Source organism: Pseudoalteromonas sp. M58, assembly GCF_042604605.1.
GTDB classification, from domain to species: domain Bacteria; phylum Pseudomonadota; class Gammaproteobacteria; order Enterobacterales; family Alteromonadaceae; genus Pseudoalteromonas; species Pseudoalteromonas tetraodonis.
The window spans coordinates 1,841,802-1,862,778 of the sequence record NZ_CP152390.1 but is presented as its reverse complement, the minus strand read 5'-3'; the positions used below and the strand labels follow the sequence as shown (position 1 = coordinate 1,862,778).

Genomic DNA, 20,977 nt, shown 5'->3' with positions numbered 1-20,977 from the left:
ATGTGACTACACCATACATAACTTAGAGTTTAATTGAGATAATACATGTTAAAAACTATTTTTCAGTTGTTGTTAGCCGCCCTTGTTATTTGGGCACTTACTCATCCATTTATACAAACTGATGAGTTTGTTTCAGATGAACAAACACGTGCTGACGACATTAAAAAAGAAAAGAAGAAAGAAAAACCATTGCACAATGTTAAGTTGCCAAAATTCTCAGAATACACCGATGTAAAAGAGAAAAAGCATGCGTTTTTTAACTTCATTAAGCCCCATGTAGAAGCCGAAAACAAAAAGATTTTACAGCAACGTGCAAACATTGAAATTGCGCGCATGATGCTAGAACACGACGAGCCGTTAAGTAAAAAACAAGCGAGCGATATTAAAAAAATACTTAAATTATACCGCTTACCTGAAACCTTAGACACGCTTACACTAACTCAAGCGCTGCGCCGTGTAGATATTATTCCTAAAGAACTTGCCCTAATGCAAGCTGCTAATGAGTCGGCATGGGGTACCTCACGCTTTGCCCGAATAGGCTTAAACTTTTTTGGCCAATGGTGCTACAAAAAAGGCTGTGGCATGGTGCCAAGAAGACGTAATAATGAAGCCGAGCATGAAGTGGCTGCATTTAAATCGGTTCGCGCTGCTGTAACGTCATATTTTAGAAATATTAATACGCATAATGCCTATAAACAATTACGCAGTATACGTGAAGATTTACGCGCACAGCAAAAGCCAATTAAGGCGACTAAGCTAACCCTTGGGCTGATGTCCTACTCAGAGCGTGGTGAAGCGTATATTGAAGAGCTAAATACGATGATCAATCAAAACCGAGCGTACTTTGATGAATAAATCAGTATTAAAATTAGTTACGACTATAGCGACCTGCTTTTTAGCAATAGCGGCAAATAACACCTATGCTAAAGAGTTTGTTATGTCGTATGACGGTTTTTACGACCGTTTAAAAGTAGTAAACAAAGGCGATTTTCAGTACGCCCGCGTAAACTTTTATATTAGCGATATTGGTACTAACGAAGTATGTAGTATCAAAAGCGGGACTATTTTAACTGAAAAAAATGAGTACCCGCTTAATTACACTGACAAAGCGCAACTGTTATTACCGTATGATAAGCAGCTCGATACTGACAAAGCGGTGATTGTGGTTCAGCCTAAAAATCCGATTCATGATTGTCAGTTAAAGCTCCAAATAGAGGCCAACGAGCTAGAAGGGCTAACCTTTTCAAAGCAATCATTATTAACCATTAATAATGAGCTTGAAGCGCTTTTAACAGACTTGTCGGGCTTTTTTGTTAGCAAACTAATGTGGTTTTTACTGCCTGAGCAAAAAGGGGTGGTTGTTACTTTTAATGCGCCTAAACAATTTGATGATGAGCGCATAACATGCGAAGAATCAGTATGTTATTTTGAAGTAACAGACAGCTGGCAAAACGACACAAAAGTATTGGCTGATATAAACGAGGTAGTTAAAGTAACGCCTTGGATCAGTAAGTAATAAAATTAATTGGTTTGATTATAAAGCGGGGTCAGGTTTGACCCCGCTTTTTTTATTGCTAAATTAAATAATGGCAGAGTGGCTATTCATGAGCGCGCTTTTTTCATCATGAGTAACAACTTTATTTCGGCCCGTTTCTTTAGCAAGGTAAAGGCGTTTATCAGCTTGCAATAGCAGCTCTTGCATATTTAAATCGCGAATAAGTGCGCTACTTACTCCAGCACTAACAGACAGTGCAATACTATTACCGTTAAAATAAAAGGGATATTGATCAATACTTCTGCATAGCTTTTGGGCTAACTGCCTTGCTTGAGTAAGATTTTTTTGATTAAGGAAAATAGCAAACTCTTCTCCGCCAATTCGAGCGGTAATGCCTGCTTCAAAAAACAATTCGTTAATATGTTGTGCAATCCACTTTATTGCTTCGTCGCCAGTTTCATGACCATATCGGTCGTTCACTTGTTTAAAAAGATCGATATCGAGCATAATTAACGACACTCTGCTGTTAAGTGGTGCAGTGTGGGTTATTTTTTTACACAGGCGGAAAAAGCCTCGCCTGTTTAATAATTGTGTGAGCGGATCGTGATTAGCTAAGTTTATTAGTTTTGATTCTTCATTGGCAAAAGCAATAAACGGCAGAATTAACGCACTGGCTGTGGTTAAAAATAAATGCGAGACCAATAATAGTTGTAACCCTGCGGCTAAGTTCGCCTGACTAATTTGGCTAAAGTAGGGTAAAACAAGGAGTACAACTTGCAACAGCATTACTACACTGTGTAGTGAAAAGCAGGCAATTAGTAGTCGTTGCTGTACTTTAGCAACACTGGGGGTTTTGATCATTAAATAGGCCGCGTAGCTAAATAGTACGGCAGTAATGATACTGGTAATAATTTGTCCCGCATCAATGAGATACACAGCAAGTAGCAATGTGCAACATATAGCACAAGCATAATATAAAGGCGTTAGCTTTACTGCAGGCACCGTACTTTGTGGTATTAACCCTAAAATAAGCAGGAGTGGGGTTAAAATAATAAATAGGTAAGCAAAAAAGTAAGTTAAAAGTGGATAGTCAATCACTCCTCTCAAACCAATCAGGGCAATAGCGGTTATAAACGAGCAGCAGGCAGTAGCAAAAAATAAAAAGCTAGGTTGTTTTTTATATGAATACACTGAAAAAAAGAACACTGCAATAAACAAGTTAAGAATAAAACAGAGGCTAATTAATGTGGGTAAATGAAGCATGTTTTAGTTGCTCTTTTAGCTGAATAAGAAATAACGCTTAACTCATTATTAGGTAGTAACACTAAAATAGCAAGGGAGTAAAAAGTATTAACTTTATACTCCCTTGCTACAAACTTAACCCTTTAAGGTCAGTCGTTAAACTAAACTTTTTAATGCGGCATCGATTTCAGAAAAGTGAAAACGGTAATTATTTTCTAATGCTTTTTTAGGCACCACAAATTGGCCGGTTGTGAGTAGATCTGCCATTTCTCCCATTAAAACATTGAGCACAGCTGCAGGCATGGGCATAAAGGCAGGGCGTGACAATGCTTTACCCAATGATTGGCTAAATTGTTTATTGCTTACCGGATGCGGGGCAGTGGCATTTACAGCACCAGAGATATCTTGATTACGAATCAAAAATAAAATGAGCTGCACCATGTCATCAATGTGGATCCACGACATACCTTGCTCGCCATTGCCAATTGGCCCGCCTAAACAAAGCTTAAATGCAGGCAACATTTTTCCAAGTGCGCCGCCTTTTTTAGCCAGTACAATGCCTGTGCGAAGTAAGCAAACACGAGTATCGTCAGACTCAGCTTTTAATGCAGCGAGTTCCCAATCCCTGCAAAGTTGGTGACTAAATTCATCGTGCGGTTCTGTGTTGTTTTCATCAACTTGGGTTTTACCTTGGCGACCATAATAGCCTATTGCACTGCCTGAAATAAACGTATGTGGCGGTGTATGACACTGATTAATTGCATCGCTTATGGCTTGGGTAATAATAATTCGGCTATCGCGTATTTTTGCTTTTTGTTTATCACTCCAGCGTTTATTAACGATAGGTTCGCCGGCTAAATTAATGACAATATCGACCGTATTAAAATCGACATCGTCTAAGCTGCTAACAGCATTTACTCTGTGGCCTAACAAAACTTTAGCTTTGGTTGGGTTTCTACTTAGTACCGTAATGTCGTGGTGGTGCAACAAGAAAGGGCAAAGGTGCCTACCAATTAAGCCCGTGGCGCCTGTAAAAAATATATGCATTGCAACTCCAAAATTATAAATAAAGCGGGATGTTTAAAATTTATACTCCCCAGCTCAACGATTTGCAAATTTATACGTACTAATCATTATTATGATCACCCATAAATATTTCATTCTATTGGGTTTTGCCTTACACTGAAGCCAAATAACAGCAATAGGATAAGAGTATTGGCAAGTTTAACTGGGGTAAATAAAAGCTTAATTATTTTTGCAGCGTTGGTCATTGTATTGGCGGGCATTAAAGCCGCAAGTGCTATTGTTATTCCGTTTATTTTGGCAGCATTCATCGCCATTATTTGTAGCCCACTCATTAATTTTTTTGCTCGCTACCGTATTCCAAAAGGCATAGCGGTGGTGCTTGTGGTGCTTATTATTATGGGCTTAGGTGTTAGCTTAGGCGGTTTAGTGGGGCAGTCGGTTAATGACTTTTCAAAGCAGTTACCTGAATACAAAGCACAGTTAAAAGAAGAATTTGTATGGCTGGTTGATATGGCGTCGCAATACAATATATTAATTAATAAAGAACAAATTTTGTCTATGTTCGACCCCGGTAAAATGGTTGATGTTGCCACCAATATGTTAACCGGCTTAGGTAGCGTAATGGCCAATATGTTTTTAATTATTTTAACGGTTGTTTTTATGCTGTTTGAAGGGCCCATACTTGGTAAAAAAATACATTTAGCACTAGACGACCCCGATAGTAAAATTAAGCAAATTGACCGCTTTTTAGACTCTATCAACTCTTATTTGGCTATTAAAACCCTAGTAAGTTTAGCCACCGGTGTAATTGCTGGTTTTTACTTATGGATACTCGATGTTGATTACTTTGTACTTTGGGGCGTACTGGCATTTATGCTTAATTACATTCCTAACATTGGTTCAATCATAGCGGCTGTGCCAGCACTGTTACTGGCGCTTATTACTCAAGGTCCTTTAGTGGCAGGCCTCGTTGGTGCGGGTTATTTAACTATAAATACCGTAATGGGTAATATTGTAGAGCCTAAATACATGGGTAAAGGGTTAGGGCTCTCTACGTTAGTGGTATTTTTATCGTTAATATTTTGGGGTTGGCTATTAGGCTCTGTGGGAATGTTGTTATCGGTGCCGTTAACTATGATTGTAAAAATAGCGCTAGAAGCCAGTGACGAAGGGCGTTGGTTAGCCACTATGCTTGGCACAGGTGAAGAAACCGTCATTAAATCAGAAGACTAATACCTTACAAAGGCGTGCCTAAGCACGCCTTTAACATTATTAAGTATTTATTAAATTAGCTAAGGCGCTATCTACGGCGTTTATAGCCCCCTCTAAATAGCCAGCCTCCTGCTTTGCAAACTCACTGCCCACAAAATGCACTTTTAACTGTTTGAGTTGCTCGCTAAGCCCTGAAAAATTAAATTCAGGATGCTGCGATACACCTAGTTGGTCATCCTTGTTGGCCACAAATTCATCCTCAGCCCAATCTTTTATCGTGCAATCAGTGGCAGTATAAGCCTGCTCACCATAAAAATAGCCAAGCTGATCAAGGCAGGCTTGGGTTAATTGCTCGCGAGTTACTTGACTTCGCTGTAAGTAAGGCACGCCAATAAAGCCAAATAGAGCAGGGTGAGCATGATCACTTGCTGACGCATCATGTATTTCTACTAACGGGCCTACACGGCTAAAACATTGCCCCGATAAGTTTTTATCTCGCCAAAAAGCGTGCTCAAAGGTGGCAACAAACTTTGCTTGGCCTGCCATCCACGTAGGCACGGACGCTAAACGCTGTGCTAAAATATTATCAGCCCATAAATGCGGGGTTAAATGCTGGCCGATCATTCTAGGCGGTAACGCCAACAGTAACTGATCGCAAGTAAAGTGCTGCGTACTCCCTTGGTAATTAGCGCTTATATGCCAGCCATCGGAAAGCTTTTTCACTTCACTAACAGGGTGCTCTAATTTAACTGTGTTTGGGTCAAGCTGCTGATAAAGCGCATTAATAAGCTCGTTCATACCATTTTGGATTCTAAATAGCTGCATTTCACCCGCCCCTGCAATTTGCTGAGCAGGGGCAGTATGCGATGCTTGATACAATACATCACCTTGTGTGTATTGCTCAAACACAGGGATGTTTAAAGCAGCAACTAATTGTTGAATATTAGGCTGGTGCGGAAATATCCAGGTAGGGCCTAAATCGTGGCCAATGGTGTTGTTGGCTGCCAAAAAGTGAGACGCAATACGACCGCCCAAATTGGCTTTGGCCTCTAATAATAAAAACGGAATATTTCGTTTTTTTAGGTTGTAAGCGGCATATAAGCCCGCTAAGCCACCACCAATAATAACCACAGGTTTATGCATTTTAAAATCACTTTAGCTAAATCAATCTACTGGTAGGTAGTTTGTGGTTTTTATGCAGATTTGTCAAAACGTTTTATGGGCTAAGTGAGTAAGCTTTAGTGTGCACTCATATTCAGGAAAATGAGCGACGCGAGCCTATTGTTCAAATTAGCACTGCTTAAAATAATAAAACTTAATGATAGCAATGTGTTAGCTAATTTGTTAAAACTATGTAAGGAAAAAAATGAGCGTAGCGCTGGTATAAATATACGAGAGTCACCGACTATAAAATTGTCTGCCATACTTAACAAAGGAAGGTCTATGAAAAAGGAAATCACAACAACATTTAACGCATTAGCAACATTCGTGGCTCTGCTAGTGATAACTGTCCACGAATTAATATATTATGAACCACACTCCGAATCGAACACCGTTTTTATTGATTTGTTCTTTGAATCTTCGTTGTTTAAATCACTGTTCTTATTTGTAATGCTTATAACAATGATGCTAGTTTTTGCAGAAATTTTTCGAAATATATGGAATCGATTGTTTACCGATTTATTTAAACTTCGAAATATTAACTTAAATGAGGCGTATTCGATTACCTCCCTATTAACATTAGTACTTTTCAATTGATGGTTAACAAAAGCTTTAAGCGGATAAAAATGAAAAGCACTTTTTAGCTTAATCATGTATTACCAAACATAGAAGTAGATTATGAAAAATAAGTTTATGGTTATTGTGTGTTCTTTTTTATTAACGTTTTCTTTGAATGCGTTTGCTCAAGAGGATAGCTCAGCAAAAGTAGCCCAGATATTAGGGGATACAATACACGGGACTGATCTAGAAATAGATTTGAGGTTTTTAAAAGGATATAAGCGATCTTATCCTGATTTATCAGAAGATAATGTGCTTGATAAAATGCGAGCAGATAAATTAACGTCAATAATTTGGAAACGAATTATCCAAAAGTTATCTGATGAACATAATTTAGAACCAACAGCTGATGAAGTCGGAAGTTTTACTGAAGCCATGCATCGTTTTAGCTCAAAGCCATCAGCTGAGACATTAACTTCTGAGATGAAAGAAGCTTCATTTAGGGCAAATAGAGACGTCGTTAAAACTTACAAAATTAGTAAGTATCTTTATGAAACGTATGGAGGCACAGTTATTTTCCAACAGGGAAACCCTCATGAACCTGTAGGAGCCTACCGTAAACTTTTAGAAGAGTATCAAGCCCAAGGGAATTTTAAAATTTATAACCCAAAATATGAAAAAGCTTTCTGGGCGTATTATTTGAGAAAACACCCAATGGTTATTCCAGAGGATAAAGTCGATTTTTCCAAACCATGGTGGGAAAAAGCACAGGTTGAGTAGTGCGTAAAAGCGTATATCAAGCTGTTAAAAAAGCAAAAATATAGTTGACTGTTTTCGTTCCATTTTAACCTATAATTTTTTGTACATTATTATGGCTTGCCCTTGCCTGTGAATTAAATATTTAAAAGGAATTAATTAAATGACAATGAAACAGTTTAAAACAGCGCTAGGCTTTAGCCTGATCTTAGTTACATTTAATAGCTATGCAACATCACTACAGAATCAGAATATTAGCAAATCTTGTGTTAGTGTTGAGAGTGAAAAAGATAAAAAAAGCCGACTACAAAGAGGAGAAGAAAGAGTAGACATTTTTGTCGGTCTGAATTCATTTACTGCTTATGATGAAGGGTTTAGACAAAAGATGAAGAGCGTTCCTGTTAAAGAAATTATGCCATATTCGTTTGCGTCCATGGGCATTATTGCTGCTTCAATGCAAACGGTTTTTCCTGTTTTACAATTAGCGTTGTGCAATGAGGAATATGCAATTAATAATAAGTGTAATTATGAAAGGAATATTCATGGAGGGCGGCTTATTAGTATGGAAACTGAATGGAAAAGTGATACCCAATATACAATGACACAATACGTAACCAATGCTGAAACTGGTGCTAAAAGAATAAAGCTGCTTCTCTCATCTGAACTTCCAAATTACTGGAATGGTAATATGACATTGTTTAACGAGGATGGTTCTAAAGCCGAGGTATCTTGGTCTAGAAGTGATGATGGAACTGAATATTATCAAGGGCGAAGCCTAGGCGGCACCGATATATCAAGTACAACATTTACTGAGTACCCAAATTGCTCTGCAGAGGTAACATATGTCAAAAACGACGTTAAAATTACAGCAAATTGGACATTAGTTGATGAAAAAACAACAGGCAACTTTGTGTATTGTAATCAAAAAGGCTGCCACAATGGGCAGTGGTAAATATTTCAAATTTGATATGAATCTCTGTTTTGTTGTCGTAATTTAAATAATGACGCGATTATTATAATAATATAGCTGGAATGAAAAAATAAAATGAAGTCTTAGGACTGCATTTACCCAAAATATATTTAAAACCCTATCAAAAATATGATATCTAATAACACTGAGATTTGTTCTGGTTTAAGTACAGTCGAGCATTACTGCTATCTTTATTTATTGCTAGCACAAGCCACAAATAATATAAGTGATAATAAGGGTAAAAACTACAATGACTCAAAATAATAAAATTAACTATATTGAAATTCCTGCACAAAATATTGCAGTTACAAAGGCTTTCTTCAGTACGGTGTTTGGCTGGTCATTTGTAGATTATGGCCCAGAATATTGTAGTTTTACCGCGCAAGGGGTTGATGGTGGTTTCTTTAAATCTGATTTAGTTGTTTCTACTAAAAACGGAAGCCCGTTAATTGTGTTATACAGTAATGACCTTGAAGCGACTCAAAATAAAATTGAAAAAGCAGGAGGCAAAATAATTAAGCCTACATTTTCATTTCCCGGTGGTAGACGATTTCACTTTAGCGACCCTAATGGAAATGAATTTGCGGTATGGTCAGAGTAATCACATTTCAAACTATATAACTACAAAAATGCAGTCTTTAAGGCTGCACTTCCCAAAACACCAATAAACTATTCACTTAATTACCAAGCCACAACATAAATCGCTTACCTATGAGCTAATTAAAGAGACGTTTTAAGCTGCTGAATAAACTGCTCGGTCATGGCTATTTCACATTCTTTGTAGGTAACAACGGCTTGTTGTGCATTAGGTTGTTTTAGCATGTAGCGCCATTGGCAGCTTCTTTGAATGTAGTTGTCTTTAGCGTTAATGCTTAGCTTGAATAATGACAAAATTTGGGTGTTGCCAGTTTCGCTTTCTAATGCAGATAGTTCAAAGGTACGCTTTTGGATCCAGCTATCTTGTTCTTGCTGTACTCTATTTAATTTGGCATCTAAACATTGTGTATATGCTTTGATTTGTTCGGGTAGGGCGTTCTTTTCAAGTGTGCATTCAAGCGGCGCTGCAACGCTTGGAACAGCCCAAGCAAATAATAGGGCTAGAGTGAAACAAAGGATATACTTACTTTTTTTCATGGTAATTAAACTCGAGAATAAATTTTGCGCCGCCCAAACGTTGCGACTGAGAAATAGTTAACAACCCGTGATACGACTTCACTAAGTCAGATACAATCGCCATGCCAACACCATGGCCACTCTCGTAAGTATCAAGGCGCGTACCGCGTTGAAGCAATGACTCGCGTTTATCTGGTTGAATACCCGGGCCGTCATCACAAATACTAATGCTGAGCGTTTTAGCTTGTGAAACGTCAATACTGACTTGGGAGCGACAGGCTTTGCAGGCATTATCTATTAAGTTACCTAATAACTCCATTAAATCGGTTTTATCGCCTAAAAAGTAATCTTTATCACTCACTTTGCAATTAAATATGATGTCTTTATCGCGATAAACTTTACCCATTGCACTTAAAATAGAGTCGATAACCGGTTTGATGGGGGTTTGCTTTTTCCATGTATCGGAAGCCCCAGTAGCAGCACGTTTTAATTGGTGCTCGATCATCACATTAATTCTGTCGAGTTGTTCTTGTGCGTCGGCATCGTTGGCCAGTGGGCTTGATTTTAATACAGCTAACGGCGTTTTAAGTGCATGTGCTAAATCACTGAGTGAGGCGCGGTAGCGCTCTTTTTGGCGTTGCTGCGACTCTAATAATAGGTTGAGGTCGGCTTTTATTGTTTGTAGTTCAACGGGGTATAAGCCTTTAATTTCTTGAATATCGCCTGATTCAATAGCTTTTATTTCTTTATCTAGGCGCTGCAGCGGCCTTGCACTCCAAATAAAACCAATAGCCATTAACCCTGCTATAGCAATCCCCATTATAAACATCCAATCGACTAAGGTTTGTTTAAACCCGTCCATTAAACGCAGTAGGGCATCGTTGCGTTTTAATAAAATAAATCGTGCTTGCTCTGATTGGTCAATATTATTAAGAATGACCGTTAAGCTTAACTGCCAATAGGCGGTGTTGTTATAAACCACGCGTCTAAAGTCTGCAGCACCGGCTTTGGGCTCTATATATTGGGGAACAAAGTTAACGTTAACCGCCGACTCAGAATGCCAAATAGGCACATCGTCACGGTAAATCATGGCGTAGGTGTCTGAGTTTAGGTTATTAAGTTCGGGCGTTAAGATAGAGCTGGGCATGATAATACCGCGCTCGGTAAAATCAACCTCGGAGATGAGTGAATATAGGTGCGCTTCGAGGTTTTTTTCGGTGGCATCAACAAGTGACGCGTAATACGCCTTACCTATGGAGTAAAACAAAATAGGTAAGGCGACTAATAAAACAAAGACAAGGATAAATCCTTGCCTTATTTTTAACGAAATTTGCGGTGCTACCACTGGCTTTTAAGCCTGTAACCACGCCCACGTAGTGTTTCTACTGGGTTAAGCACACCGTCAGGGTCGAGCTTTTTACGTAAACGCAATACAAACACTTCAATGACGTTTGAATCAAGATCGAAATCTTGGTCATAAATATGTTCTGTTAACTCAGACTTTGAAATTACTTTTTGCGGGTTAACCATTAAGTATTCAAGTACTTTATATTCGTATGCGGTTAAGCTTAGCTCTTTGTCGTTTACCCACACTTGTTGTGAACGCGTATGAATTTTAATAGGGCCGGCTGTCATTTCTGGGTTTGCTTTACCTGCACTTCGACGAATAAGCGCATTACAGCGAGCAATGAGTTCTTCAACATGAAATGGCTTGGTTAGGTAGTCGTCAGCGCCCGCATCGAGGCCTTCAACTTTGTCTTGCCAGCGATCGCGCGCCGTTAAAATTAAAATAGGGATAGTGATCCCTTGGGCGCGGGCTTTGTTTATAAGCTCTATGCCATCTATTTTAGGCAGGCCTAAATCAACCACTGCCATGTCTAAAGGGTATTCTGTTATATGAAAAAGGCCCGCTTCGCCATCGTGACATAAATCAACACTGTAACGCTCTTTTTCTAATGCATTGCGCAGATTATCTGCCAAATGTAAATCATCTTCTATTACTAAAATTCGCATTGGTTAATCCTTTTTCACTTCGCCAGTTTTTTTGTTTATCTTCAAATCGACGACGTGGCCGTCAGCTTTTAAAATTCGTACTGTATAAAATTGTGTTTCTTCTGAAATTTTTAATGTTGTACCGTCTGTGGTTTGTTTTGCAAGTATTACTGCTTTCTTTTTGCTTATCTCAATTTTATCGGGTGTGCTGTTAGTATTATTTGCATGGGCAACATTAGCCAAACAAAAAACAGCAATTAAATTGAGTATTAATAATACACGCATTACGAAACTCCTAGAACATACCTGCTTAGCCTAAAAAACTAAGCCACTAAAATTTAATTACTCTATTGGGTATTTAAATTTTTATAAGACAAAGTCTAATTAAAAATGAGTGAACAAACCCTGAATTACTGGTTGCAGTTAAACAGGGGAACTCACGTTAATGTTAAGCAGGGAACACTTTTTTGAATGGTTTAACGATTGAGTTTTCATATACGCCACCCGCAACATAAGGATCATCTGCGGCCCATTCTCTGGCATCTTCTAAAGAGTTAAATTCAGCAATCACTAAAGAGCCAGTAAAGCCCGCATCTTGAGGGTCTTCACTATCAACCGCTGGAAGGGGGCCGGCTGTTAATAGTCGACCTTCGTTTTCTAGCGTTTGTAAACGTGCTAAATGAGCAGGGCGAGCGGCTTTTCTGTGCTCTAAGCTGTTCTGGACGTCCGTTGAATAAATCATATACAACATAAAAATACTCTCAAAACTTGTTAAATTTAATTAACTGCATACTAGCATAGCGTTGATAAATGGTGAATTAAAAGTGTTTATGGCGATGTTTACAGCAAGAATGTTTTTTTACGCGGTAATTGCTTGAAAAGCGTTGTGTAACACTGGTAGAGTCCCTTGGATAAGATAAATAATAACAAGGTTATTACATGAGTGAAAATAGAGAGCACTTTAGCTCCCGCTTAGGATTTATATTAGCAGCGGCGGGTTCTGCTGTGGGCATTGGTAACTTAGTAGGCTTTCCAGTTTCTGCGACTAAGAATGGCGGTGGTGCATTTTTGCTCGTCTATGCTTTGTTCGTCGCATTCATTTGTTTACCCGTCATGATGGCCGAAATGGCTATGGGTCGCCACGCACAAAAAGATCCTCTTGGTGCATACAAGGCGTTAGCCAATAACGATAAAAAATGGAAGTTTGCTGGCTTTTTAGCCGTGTTAACGCCATTTATGATTGCCGTTTTTTACATGGTGATCACGGTGTGGATTTTTGGTTACTTAAGCCAAACCGCATTTGGTAATTTGGATAAGTTGGCAAACCCTGGGCACTTTGATGAGTTTATTAACAGCTACACGGTGTTTGGCTACATGGCACTGGTTGTGGTGATTGTTAACTTAATATTGGTCGGTGGCGTAAAAGATGGCATAGAAAAAGCGGCTAAATTTTTGATGCCGGCGTTATTTGTCATGCTTATTATATTAGTGGGTTACGTACTCACCCTTGATAACGCAATGGCGGGTGTGAAGTACTATATTATTCCTGATTTTAGTAAAATGAATGCCAGTGTTCTTAATGGCGCATTGAGCCAAGCGTTTTTCTCATTGTCGTTAGGTATGGGTATTTTAATTACGTATGCCTCTTACATTTCTAAAAAAGATGACATTGTGGGCAGTGCGAAAATGGTTGCCATTACCGACTCATTAGTTGCCTTTGTTGCAGGCTTAATGGTGTTACCGGCTATTTTTAGCTTTGACCCAAATACCGATCCGACAAAGTTGTCTGACTCGTCAGTTTCAATGATTTTTGTGTACTTACCAAAAATCTTATTAGCGTTACAACACGATATTGGCTACTTTGGCGCATCAGCCGTGGCGTTTATTTTCTTCTTGCTGGTATTTTTTGCCGCAATTACATCGTTGGTATCAATTGTAGAAGTGCCGACTGCCACACTCAGCGACCGTAAAGGCATTAGCCGTAAAAAAGCGCTAGGAATACTTACCTTATCAACCGGTGTGTTAACCATTATGTGTATTATGTCGTTTGGTATGATTGACAGCCTAACAACCTTTACTAGCTACGGCAGTGGTAACAAGAGCTTTTTTGATATTGTATATGACGTGTTCTACGACACTATTTTACCACTCAATGGTTTAATGGTGTGTTTGTTTGTAATGTATAAATGGAAGAAGGTTCGTTTAAGTGAAGAGCTAAGACAAGGTTCGCCTAATTATGCGAATAGCTTTATGGAAAAGTACGTTAACTTTTCACTACAAACATTTATCCCAGCGATTTTACTGCTTATTTTTGTAAACACCGTTGCGACCAAGTTTTTTAATATCAGTATTTTTGGTTTTTAATTAAAACTTAATTTAATAAAGCCGCGCTTATCGCGGCTTTTTGTTGCGGTTAGTTAATTCAGTGCACCCGAATCTAAGTAGTCACCAATCCCCAATGTAAACATCCAAATGCCCCATAAGCTGTGCTCAATAACACAGGCAAAAGTTGAGCGACTTTGTGCGTAGGTATAGGCAAACAGCAAGCCACCGACAAACGCTAAACTAACAGCTATCCAATTGGCGTAAATAATATGTGCCAATGCAAATACACTGGCGCTAATAATAATGCGCAACCATTTACTGGGCATAATGCGCTTATAGCGATGAAAAAAATACGTTCTAAATATTAACTCTTGCGGGATCACCGACAATAAAGGGTAGAGCAGCAATAGCATCAGCCAATCGGTGAGGTTTTCACGCGGTAAAGTAAACCAGTGTCCTTGGTAGAGTAGGTTATAAAACACCCCTGAAAATAATGCGCCAATAAAGAAAAAGCTAAACATACGGCGCTTCACAGCAGAAAACTGCCCCATACTGGTTAATCTAAAGCGCTTAAAGTGAATGTCGTTTAGTAGCAGCATACAGCACACACTCATTAAAATGATCAGTGCTGGAATAAGCCAGTTAGATAAATACTGGCGAATATTAAAGCCAATTAAAGGCAGTATGATAAAAATAAAGGTAAATTCAAACCAGCGGTATTGATTAGCGTTCACGTTTGCTCACGTTGATTTTTATTTCACCTTAGCAAGCGATTAAGTCATCTTTATGACTATAAAACAGCCAAGCTGATTATATTTAAACCCAATGAGTTTCACTAAGGCCCTTAGCCCTCGGTTAAGGTTGACTTACCCCCTTGCAACCCTTAGCCTGCCTGCTTTTATTTTTACATCATTGTATTGCCACGCTAGTTGGCTAAAGCCAGCGCGTGTATTTAGGAGCAAAAAATGAATAAGGCAGAACTTGTTACAGCCATGGCACACACGAGCGAGTTAACAAAAAAAGAGGCGCAATTAGCGTTAACCAGCTTACAAAAGGTGATTACCAAATCATTGTCTGAAGGCGATCAGGTACAAATATCTGGTTTTGGCACTTTTGCATTAAGTTATTACCCAGCCCGTACGGGTCGTAATCCACAAACAGGCGAAGCAATAGAAATAGAAGGGGCTAATAAAGCCGTATTTAAGCCAGCCAAAGCGTTAAAAGACAGCCTTTAATTGTCAATGCCTGTAAGGGAGTTTTGTTATTCAAACAAAGCATGTACCTTGCAGGCTATTTTTATTTTTAAAAAATGGCTGTGTAGTATCTGCAACCACTGTAAATAATTTACATAGCACTCTCATCTCTTTAAATAAAACGCCAATATTATCAGTATGTTATTTTTGGTATGTGATATGCAAACCTCTCTGTGTATCAAAAAATAAGATAAGGAGTATTTAATGAGTAATTTACATAGCAGCACCCGTTTACAAGGTAAAAAAATTGCTATTTTAGCCACCGATGGATTTGAACAAAGCGAGCTACTTTCGCCGCAAAGCGCATTACTAGAGGCGGGCGCCGATATAGAGGTGGTGTCTATTAAAGAAGGGCAGATCACTGGTTGGAATAAAGATAATTGGGGTGAAAAAGTAACCGTTGATAAATTAGCTGCCGATGCCAATGCCGCTGACTACGATGCACTTTTATTGCCGGGTGGTTTGTTTAATCCCGATAGCTTACGTCAAAATACAGATGCCAAAGCGTTTGTTGATGGCTTTTTTGGAACTAAGAAAAACAAACCCGTGGCCGCTATATGTCATGCACCTTGGTTATTAGCTGAAATTAATAAGCTCAGAGATAAAAAAGTGACTTCTTTCCCTAGTATTAAAAGCGATTTAATTAACGCCGGAGCTCATTGGGTAGATCAAGAAGTGTGTGTTGATAACGGCTTAGTCACTAGCCGCAGCCCTGCAGATTTAGATGCATTTAATGCAAAATTTATTGAAGAAATACTCGAAGGTAAGCACCAAGCGCACTAGCTCTGGGCTTTTAAATAGAAAAGGGCATATTACATGCCCTTTTTTATTGATAATGATAAAACACAGCTCGCTATTAAAGCGCAGTAGCGGCTTTCATATCGCTTACAAATGTTTTTAGCTGCGAGGTCATCGCATCTAAATCATCTAAGTTTGCTTCAATAATTTTTACCACAGCAGAGCCCGAAATAGCCCCCGCAGCACCGGCTTTAAGTGCCGCTTTTACATCTTCAGGCGTTGAAATACCAAAGCCTAATAATGCAGGTGCACTGTGGTACTCTTGTAAGCGCGTAACCACATGGGTTGCTGGCATTTGTGCTTTGGTGTCTGTACCTGTTACCCCAGCACGAGAAAGCAAGTAGGTGTAGCCACGGCCGTATGATGCACATTCACGCAAGGTATCGTCACTGGCGTTCGGTGTAGCGATAAAAATCGGGTCTATACCATTGGCCATGGCGGCTTTTCTAAACATTTTAGACTCATGTAATGGCACATCAGCCACTAAAATAGAGTCAACACCCACTGCTTTTGCATCGGTGTAAAACTTTTCTAAGCCACGTTTAAATATTAAGTTTGAATACAATAACAAACCAATTGGAATGTCGGCGTTATATTCACGGATCTCTTTAATAATATCAAAGCAGTCTTGCGTATTAATATGCACGTTTAAGGCACGAATATTGGCTTTTTGAATGACAGGGCCATCGGCAATCGGGTCGGAAAACGGAATACCTAATTCAAGCCCGTCAGCGCCGCCATCAATTAAGCTTTTAATAATTTCGATGCTTTGCGCTTTACCTGGATCGCCAATGGTTACAAACGGAACAAAAGCACCCTGGTTTTGCTCTTTAAGCGCGGCAAACATTTTTCCATAACGGTCAGTTTTTACGTGGCTCATAGTTGACCTTCCTCTGATAATACCTTGTGTACGTGGGCTAAGTCTTTGTCTCCACGACCACTTAAATTAATAACAATGATACTGTCTTGCGTTTGCTCTTCTGCATAATCTAGGGCATAGGCTAGCGCATGACTTGATTCAAGCGCAGGAATAATCCCTTCGTGTTTAGCCAATGCTTGAAAAGCATCAAGTGCTTTGGTGTCGGTAATACCGACATATTGAGCACGGCCAGTTTCGTGCAAAAAGGCATGTTGAGGGCCAACTGCGGGGTAATCTAGTCCCGCCGATACAGAGTAAGACTCTTCAATTTGGCCATCTGTATTTTGCATAATATAAGTGTAAGTACCGTGCAAAATACCTTTTGTTCCTTTACAGATGGTTGCGCCATGCTCGTGCGTGTCTAACCCTTTACCTGCAGGTTCAACACCAATGAGTTTAACGCTTGGCTCATCAATAAAATCGGTAAACATACCAATTGCGTTAGACCCACCGCCTACACATGCAATAACCGCATCAGGCAAACGGCCTTCGGCTTTAAGTACTTGTTGTTTTGCTTCTTCACCAATAATTTTTTGATATTCACGTACAATAGTCGGGAATGGGTGAGGACCCGCTGCAGTACCTAAAAGGTAATGAGCCTCTTGATAATTGGCAGACCAATCACGCAGTGCCTCGTTAACCGCATCTTTTAATGTACCCGAGCCTGCGGTTACCGGAATAACTTCAGCGCCCATTAGCTTCATTCTAAATACATTTGGCTGTTGGCGTTCAACATCTTTTGCACCCATGTAAATACGGCATTTTAAGCCAAGCAATGCACAGGCAAGTGCAGTGGCTACACCATGTTGGCCGGCGCCTGTTTCAGCAATCACTTCTTTTTTACCCATACGTTTGGTAAGCAGTGCTTGGCCTAAAACTTGGTTTGTTTTGTGCGCACCACCGTGGAGTAAATCTTCACGCTTTAAATACAGTTTTACTTTTGGGTTTTTAACTAAGTTACGCGTTAAAGTAAGCGGGGTAGGACGACCCGCATACTCGTTAAGTAATTTACTTAGCTCTGCCTGAAATTCAGGATCTTTTTGTGCTTTATTAAATTCGTTTTCTAACTGCTTAAGCGCAGGGACAAGCAGTTCGGGTACAAACATACCGCCAAACTCGCCAAAATAAGCTGGATTTTGCATTTTAACCTCAATAATTTCTGATACTTGTAAAAGCATGATGTAGTTTGTTTGCACACTTTTTACCTGGAGACTCTTCTACACCTGAATTTAAATCAAGCCCAAGAGCACCTTGAAAAAGTGCATCGCTAATATTGTCTGGGTTTAAGCCGCCAGCAAGCATAAATGGGGTCGTGGCATCGCGAAGTACCGACCAATCAAATGTTTTGCCTGTGCCGCCAGCCTGTGAATCACTGTGAGTGTCGTATAAATGGCGATCGGCTCCTATAATCGGTTGAGGCAAAGCATCTTTGATGGCCTGTGCTTTCCATATTTCACAATGACGTGGTAGTTCATTACGTAACGATGCAATGTAATGTTCATCTTCTTGGCCATGTAATTGAACAGCAGACAGTTTTAGTTGTTTAGCGTGCTCAGCAACCTCTGCTATGGCGGCATTAACAAACACCCCAACAAATTTTAAAGGGGCACTTTGGCTGATTTCTTTGGCGCAATCTAAATCGACAAAGCGCGGTGATTTTGGATAAAAAATTAATCCGCCATAAAGGGCACCGTTGTCGTAAGCCGCAATGGCATCTTGATTACGGGTTAATCCACAAACCTTGTTTTCGCCTAGGATTACACGGCGGCACGCTTGTAATAAATCAGCCTCAGCCATTAATGAGCTGCCAATTAAGAATCCATTACATAAAGGCGCTAAACGCTTTACATCTTGATGGGTATAAATACCTGACTCTGAAATAACCACTTTATCGTTAGGAATAAGCTTACGTAGTCGCTCGGTTGTGGCTAAGTCGGTGCTTAAATCGCGCAAGTCACGATTATTAATCCCAATTATTTGTGCATTGAGTGCCAGTGCACGATGCACCTCTTCTTCGTTACTCACCTCAGTTAGTACCGACATATTTAACGAATCGGCGACTGCATGAAGCGTTTTATACTGCTCATCGTCAAGCACTGATAGCATCAGTAAAATAGCGTCACCACCATAAATACGTGCCATGTAAACTTGGTATTCATCAATAAAAAAGTCTTTACAAATAAGTGGCTGCTCTACTTGGCTGCGCACAAACGCAAGGTAATCAAAGCTACCCTGAAAGTACTTTTCGTCAGTTAATACACTCATACAAGTGGCATACTGCTTATACGCTTGGGTGATTTCTGTTAAATCAAACGGCTGACGAATTAACCCTTTAGAAGGCGATGCCTTTTTGCACTCTAAAATAAACTGCGTGCCAGGTGCCGCTAACGCTTGATAAAAGCTACGTGTGGTGGGTTTAGCTTGATGCTTAAAGCTCTCAAGTGGGCGCGCTGCTTTGCGTTCAATGAGTTCTATTTTTTTATCGGCAATAATTTTGTCTAATACATTAGCCATGACTTACCTCAATAATTGCATTTAGTGTGTCCATGGCCTTGCCTGAACGTAATAATGAGTGTGTTATTTGTGCACCTTGTTTTAACGATTGTGCTTGGCCAGTTAAGTACAGCAATGCAGCAACGTTAACAATAATAGCGGCGTTATGTGCCTCGCTACCTTTGCCCTGTAAAATGGCAAGGCTGGCGTTTGCATTGTATTGTGGGCCTTCACCGGCTAATTGTTCAAGTGAATAGTTTGCAAGGTCAAAATCACTAGGGTTGAGTGTGTATTGGGTGATTTTGCCGTTATCCAGCTCAACAACCTGTGTTGGGCCATGCAAGGCGATTTCGTCGGTGCCAGAGCCGTGAACTATCATAGCGCGTTTAGTGCCCAGAGTATGAAGAGTTTGCGCCATAGGTAGGCACAAGGATTCATCGTATACCCCCAGCAATTGAACATCTGGGGCAGCAGGATTAGCTAGCGGCCCAAGAATATTAAAAATAGTACGGGTTTTTAAAGTGGTTCGTACGTTCATCGCATGGCGCACGCCGCTGTGATAGTGCGGTGCAAATAAAAAGGTAAAATTTGTATGTTCAAGGCATTTAGCCGCTTGTGTGGGAGTCATATCAATATTGATCCCCAAGGCTTTGAGTAAATCAGCAGACCCTGAGTTACTCGATACACTGCGATTGCCATGTTTTACCATATTAACACCGGCAGCGGCTGCCACAATTGCCGCGGTTGTACTGATATTGATAGTGTTTGAACCATCGCCACCGGTACCACAGCTATCGGCAAGTTGAGTTTTAATGGTTGTAAATGCCACGGCGTTTTCACGCATTGAGGCCGCGGCACCGGCGATTTCATCGCTTATTTCACCTTTCATTTTAAGGCTAATTAACAGTGCAGAGAGCTCAATATCGCTCATATTCCCTTGCATTATTTGATCAAAAAGTGTTTTTGCTTGTGCATAGCTCAATGATTGCTTGGCAATAACGTGCTCAATAGCCTGTTGAACATTAAGCGAGTTTTGTAATTGTGTAGTCATAATGTTCCCTTTATTTGGCACGCGTTAAATAGGCAACGCTTTGCTGCAGCAGCATAGCGCCATTGGGCGTTAAAATAGATTCTGGGTGGAATTGATAACCCAGCGCAGTGTCTTGATGATGATAAATAGCCATTGGAATATCTTGATACTTTGCAATAACCGCTAAGTTATCAGGCACTTTTGTGGCCATTAATGAGTGATAACGCGCCACTGGCATAGTGCTACCCATTCCGTTAAACACCGGGTGATCGTCTAACTCAATTATTGATGATTTACCATGTACGGTTTCACCAGCATGACCGATTACTCCGCCGTAACTTTGTGTTAGTGCTTGTTGGCCTAAACAAATGCCCAGCATCGGGAATTTACCTTTGCACAGGCTAATTAATTCCATTAGGCAGCCCGCATCACTCGGTGCCCCTGGGCCTGGCGATAAAACCAGTAATACCTGCTTATGCTCTGCCTGCATTTTGTTGAATATTACTTCAGCGCTAATGTTATTTCTGTAAACAACTAACTCAGCACCTAGCATTGTTAGTTCATCAACAAGGTTATAGCTAAATGAGTCAAAGTTATCTAAAAAGTAAATTTTAATAGGGTGTGCTTCACTCAT

General features: G+C 39.9%; 23 protein-coding genes. 9 read left to right on the top strand and 14 right to left on the bottom strand.

The genetic code is table 11. The annotated features are described in order from the left end of the window. The first annotated feature begins 45 nt into the window (after positions 1 to 45). On the top strand, positions 46 to 855 hold the full coding sequence (locus AAGD16_RS08585; RefSeq protein WP_013465099.1) for a glucosaminidase domain-containing protein: 810 nt from the start codon (positions 46 to 48) through the stop codon (positions 853 to 855). Then, a complete protein-coding gene (locus tag AAGD16_RS08580) occupies positions 848 to 1,516 on the top strand; it encodes a DUF2987 domain-containing protein (protein WP_377111262.1) in 669 nt (222 codons plus the stop codon). Before AAGD16_RS08585 ends, AAGD16_RS08580 begins: the two co-directional genes overlap by 8 nt. Positions 1,517 to 1,579: 63 nt before the next feature. Here the strand turns inward: AAGD16_RS08580 and AAGD16_RS08575 are convergent, their stop codons facing one another. Together AAGD16_RS08575 and AAGD16_RS08570 are read right to left on the bottom strand one after the other, a co-directional pair. Beyond that, positions 1,580 to 2,758 (bottom strand): GGDEF domain-containing protein, encoded by a 1,179-nt coding sequence (locus AAGD16_RS08575; protein ID WP_290191051.1) that lies wholly within the window; start codon positions 2,756 to 2,758, stop codon positions 1,580 to 1,582. A 135-nt stretch (positions 2,759 to 2,893) separates the two neighbouring features. Further along, the gene (locus AAGD16_RS08570) at positions 2,894 to 3,784 is read right to left on the bottom strand and encodes a TIGR01777 family oxidoreductase (RefSeq protein WP_036954506.1); all 891 of its coding nucleotides are present in this window, start codon (positions 3,782 to 3,784) and stop codon (positions 2,894 to 2,896) included. Between the two features lie 168 nt (positions 3,785 to 3,952). Here AAGD16_RS08570 and AAGD16_RS08565 point away from each other — a divergent pair, with 168 nt between their 5' ends. Continuing rightward, positions 3,953 to 4,996, top strand: a complete 1,044-nt coding sequence (locus AAGD16_RS08565; RefSeq protein WP_013465095.1) for an AI-2E family transporter — start codon at positions 3,953 to 3,955, stop codon at positions 4,994 to 4,996. A 39-nt stretch (positions 4,997 to 5,035) separates the two neighbouring features. On the opposite strand, the gene AAGD16_RS08560 is transcribed toward AAGD16_RS08565, so the two are convergent. Beyond that, on the bottom strand, positions 5,036 to 6,118 hold the full coding sequence (locus AAGD16_RS08560; RefSeq protein ID WP_377111259.1) for a flavin monoamine oxidase family protein: 1,083 nt from the start codon (positions 6,116 to 6,118) through the stop codon (positions 5,036 to 5,038). A gap of 696 nt (positions 6,119 to 6,814) precedes the next feature. Here AAGD16_RS08560 and AAGD16_RS08555 point away from each other — a divergent pair. From AAGD16_RS08555 to AAGD16_RS08545, 3 genes are all read left to right on the top strand, one after another. Then, the gene (locus AAGD16_RS08555) at positions 6,815 to 7,474 is read left to right on the top strand and encodes a hypothetical protein (RefSeq protein ID WP_377111257.1); all 660 of its coding nucleotides are present in this window, start codon (positions 6,815 to 6,817) and stop codon (positions 7,472 to 7,474) included. A gap of 139 nt (positions 7,475 to 7,613) precedes the next feature. Beyond that, a complete protein-coding gene (locus tag AAGD16_RS08550) occupies positions 7,614 to 8,402 on the top strand; it encodes a hypothetical protein (protein ID WP_377111255.1) in 789 nt (262 codons plus the stop codon). Between the two features lie 268 nt (positions 8,403 to 8,670). Beyond that, positions 8,671 to 9,021, top strand: a complete 351-nt coding sequence (locus AAGD16_RS08545; RefSeq protein WP_377111253.1) for a VOC family protein — start codon at positions 8,671 to 8,673, stop codon at positions 9,019 to 9,021. A gap of 119 nt (positions 9,022 to 9,140) precedes the next feature. Here AAGD16_RS08545 and AAGD16_RS08540 read toward each other — a convergent pair whose 3' ends face one another. The 5 genes from AAGD16_RS08540 to AAGD16_RS08520 all read right to left on the bottom strand — a co-directional run bounded on the left by AAGD16_RS08540 (position 9,141) and on the right by AAGD16_RS08520 (position 12,276). Beyond that, a complete protein-coding gene (locus AAGD16_RS08540; protein ID WP_377111251.1) occupies positions 9,141 to 9,554 on the bottom strand; it encodes a hypothetical protein in 414 nt (137 codons plus the stop codon). Further along, a complete protein-coding gene (locus AAGD16_RS08535; RefSeq protein WP_028835133.1) occupies positions 9,541 to 10,878 on the bottom strand; it encodes an ATP-binding protein in 1,338 nt (445 codons plus the stop codon). The genes AAGD16_RS08540 and AAGD16_RS08535 overlap by 14 nt, the downstream gene beginning before the upstream one ends. Beyond that, positions 10,872 to 11,546 carry a response regulator transcription factor gene (locus AAGD16_RS08530; RefSeq protein WP_008109187.1) on the bottom strand — a complete coding sequence of 225 codons (675 nt, stop codon included), beginning with the start codon at positions 11,544 to 11,546 and terminating at the stop codon, positions 10,872 to 10,874. The genes AAGD16_RS08535 and AAGD16_RS08530 overlap by 7 nt, the downstream gene beginning before the upstream one ends. Before the next feature lie 3 nt (positions 11,547 to 11,549). Then, positions 11,550 to 11,810, bottom strand: coding sequence for a PepSY domain-containing protein (locus AAGD16_RS08525; protein ID WP_377111248.1), 261 nt, complete (start codon positions 11,808 to 11,810; stop codon positions 11,550 to 11,552). Between the two features lie 163 nt (positions 11,811 to 11,973). Next, the gene (locus AAGD16_RS08520; protein ID WP_016900387.1) at positions 11,974 to 12,276 is read right to left on the bottom strand and encodes a YciI family protein; all 303 of its coding nucleotides are present in this window, start codon (positions 12,274 to 12,276) and stop codon (positions 11,974 to 11,976) included. A gap of 188 nt (positions 12,277 to 12,464) precedes the next feature. Here AAGD16_RS08520 and AAGD16_RS08515 point away from each other — a divergent pair, with 188 nt between their 5' ends. After that, positions 12,465 to 13,889, top strand: a complete 1,425-nt coding sequence (locus tag AAGD16_RS08515; RefSeq protein WP_013465088.1) for a sodium-dependent transporter — start codon at positions 12,465 to 12,467, stop codon at positions 13,887 to 13,889. Between the two features lie 53 nt (positions 13,890 to 13,942). Here the strand turns inward: AAGD16_RS08515 and AAGD16_RS08510 are convergent, their stop codons facing one another. Next, positions 13,943 to 14,584 carry a CPBP family intramembrane glutamic endopeptidase gene (locus AAGD16_RS08510; protein WP_024603097.1) on the bottom strand — a complete coding sequence of 214 codons (642 nt, stop codon included), beginning with the start codon at positions 14,582 to 14,584 and terminating at the stop codon, positions 13,943 to 13,945. Positions 14,585 to 14,815: 231 nt separating this feature from the next. Here AAGD16_RS08510 and AAGD16_RS08505 point away from each other — a divergent pair, with 231 nt between their 5' ends. Beyond that, complete coding sequence (locus tag AAGD16_RS08505) at positions 14,816 to 15,085, top strand: HU family DNA-binding protein (RefSeq protein ID WP_058154739.1); 270 nt, start codon at positions 14,816 to 14,818, stop codon at positions 15,083 to 15,085. Positions 15,086 to 15,307: 222 nt separating this feature from the next. Further along, the gene (locus AAGD16_RS08500) at positions 15,308 to 15,886 is read left to right on the top strand and encodes a type 1 glutamine amidotransferase domain-containing protein (RefSeq protein WP_377111244.1); all 579 of its coding nucleotides are present in this window, start codon (positions 15,308 to 15,310) and stop codon (positions 15,884 to 15,886) included. A gap of 73 nt (positions 15,887 to 15,959) precedes the next feature. Here the strand turns inward: AAGD16_RS08500 and trpA are convergent, their stop codons facing one another. From trpA to AAGD16_RS08475, 5 genes are read right to left on the bottom strand one after another with little or no spacing between them, the layout of a single operon-like run. Then, positions 15,960 to 16,781, bottom strand: a complete 822-nt coding sequence (gene trpA / locus AAGD16_RS08495) for a tryptophan synthase subunit alpha (RefSeq protein ID WP_090492418.1) — start codon at positions 16,779 to 16,781, stop codon at positions 15,960 to 15,962. Further along, the gene (trpB, locus tag AAGD16_RS08490; RefSeq protein ID WP_033103492.1) at positions 16,778 to 17,962 is read right to left on the bottom strand and encodes a tryptophan synthase subunit beta; all 1,185 of its coding nucleotides are present in this window, start codon (positions 17,960 to 17,962) and stop codon (positions 16,778 to 16,780) included. Before trpB ends, trpA begins: the two co-directional genes overlap by 4 nt. Positions 17,963 to 17,969: 7 nt before the next feature. Next, a complete protein-coding gene (gene trpCF / locus AAGD16_RS08485; protein ID WP_377111242.1) occupies positions 17,970 to 19,334 on the bottom strand; it encodes a bifunctional indole-3-glycerol-phosphate synthase TrpC/phosphoribosylanthranilate isomerase TrpF in 1,365 nt (454 codons plus the stop codon). Beyond that, positions 19,327 to 20,364 carry an anthranilate phosphoribosyltransferase gene (gene trpD, locus AAGD16_RS08480; RefSeq protein ID WP_033103348.1) on the bottom strand — a complete coding sequence of 346 codons (1,038 nt, stop codon included), beginning with the start codon at positions 20,362 to 20,364 and terminating at the stop codon, positions 19,327 to 19,329. Before trpD ends, trpCF begins: the two co-directional genes overlap by 8 nt. Before the next feature lie 10 nt (positions 20,365 to 20,374). Further along, positions 20,375 to 20,977, bottom strand: coding sequence for an aminodeoxychorismate/anthranilate synthase component II (locus AAGD16_RS08475; RefSeq protein WP_013465081.1), 603 nt, complete (start codon positions 20,975 to 20,977; stop codon positions 20,375 to 20,377).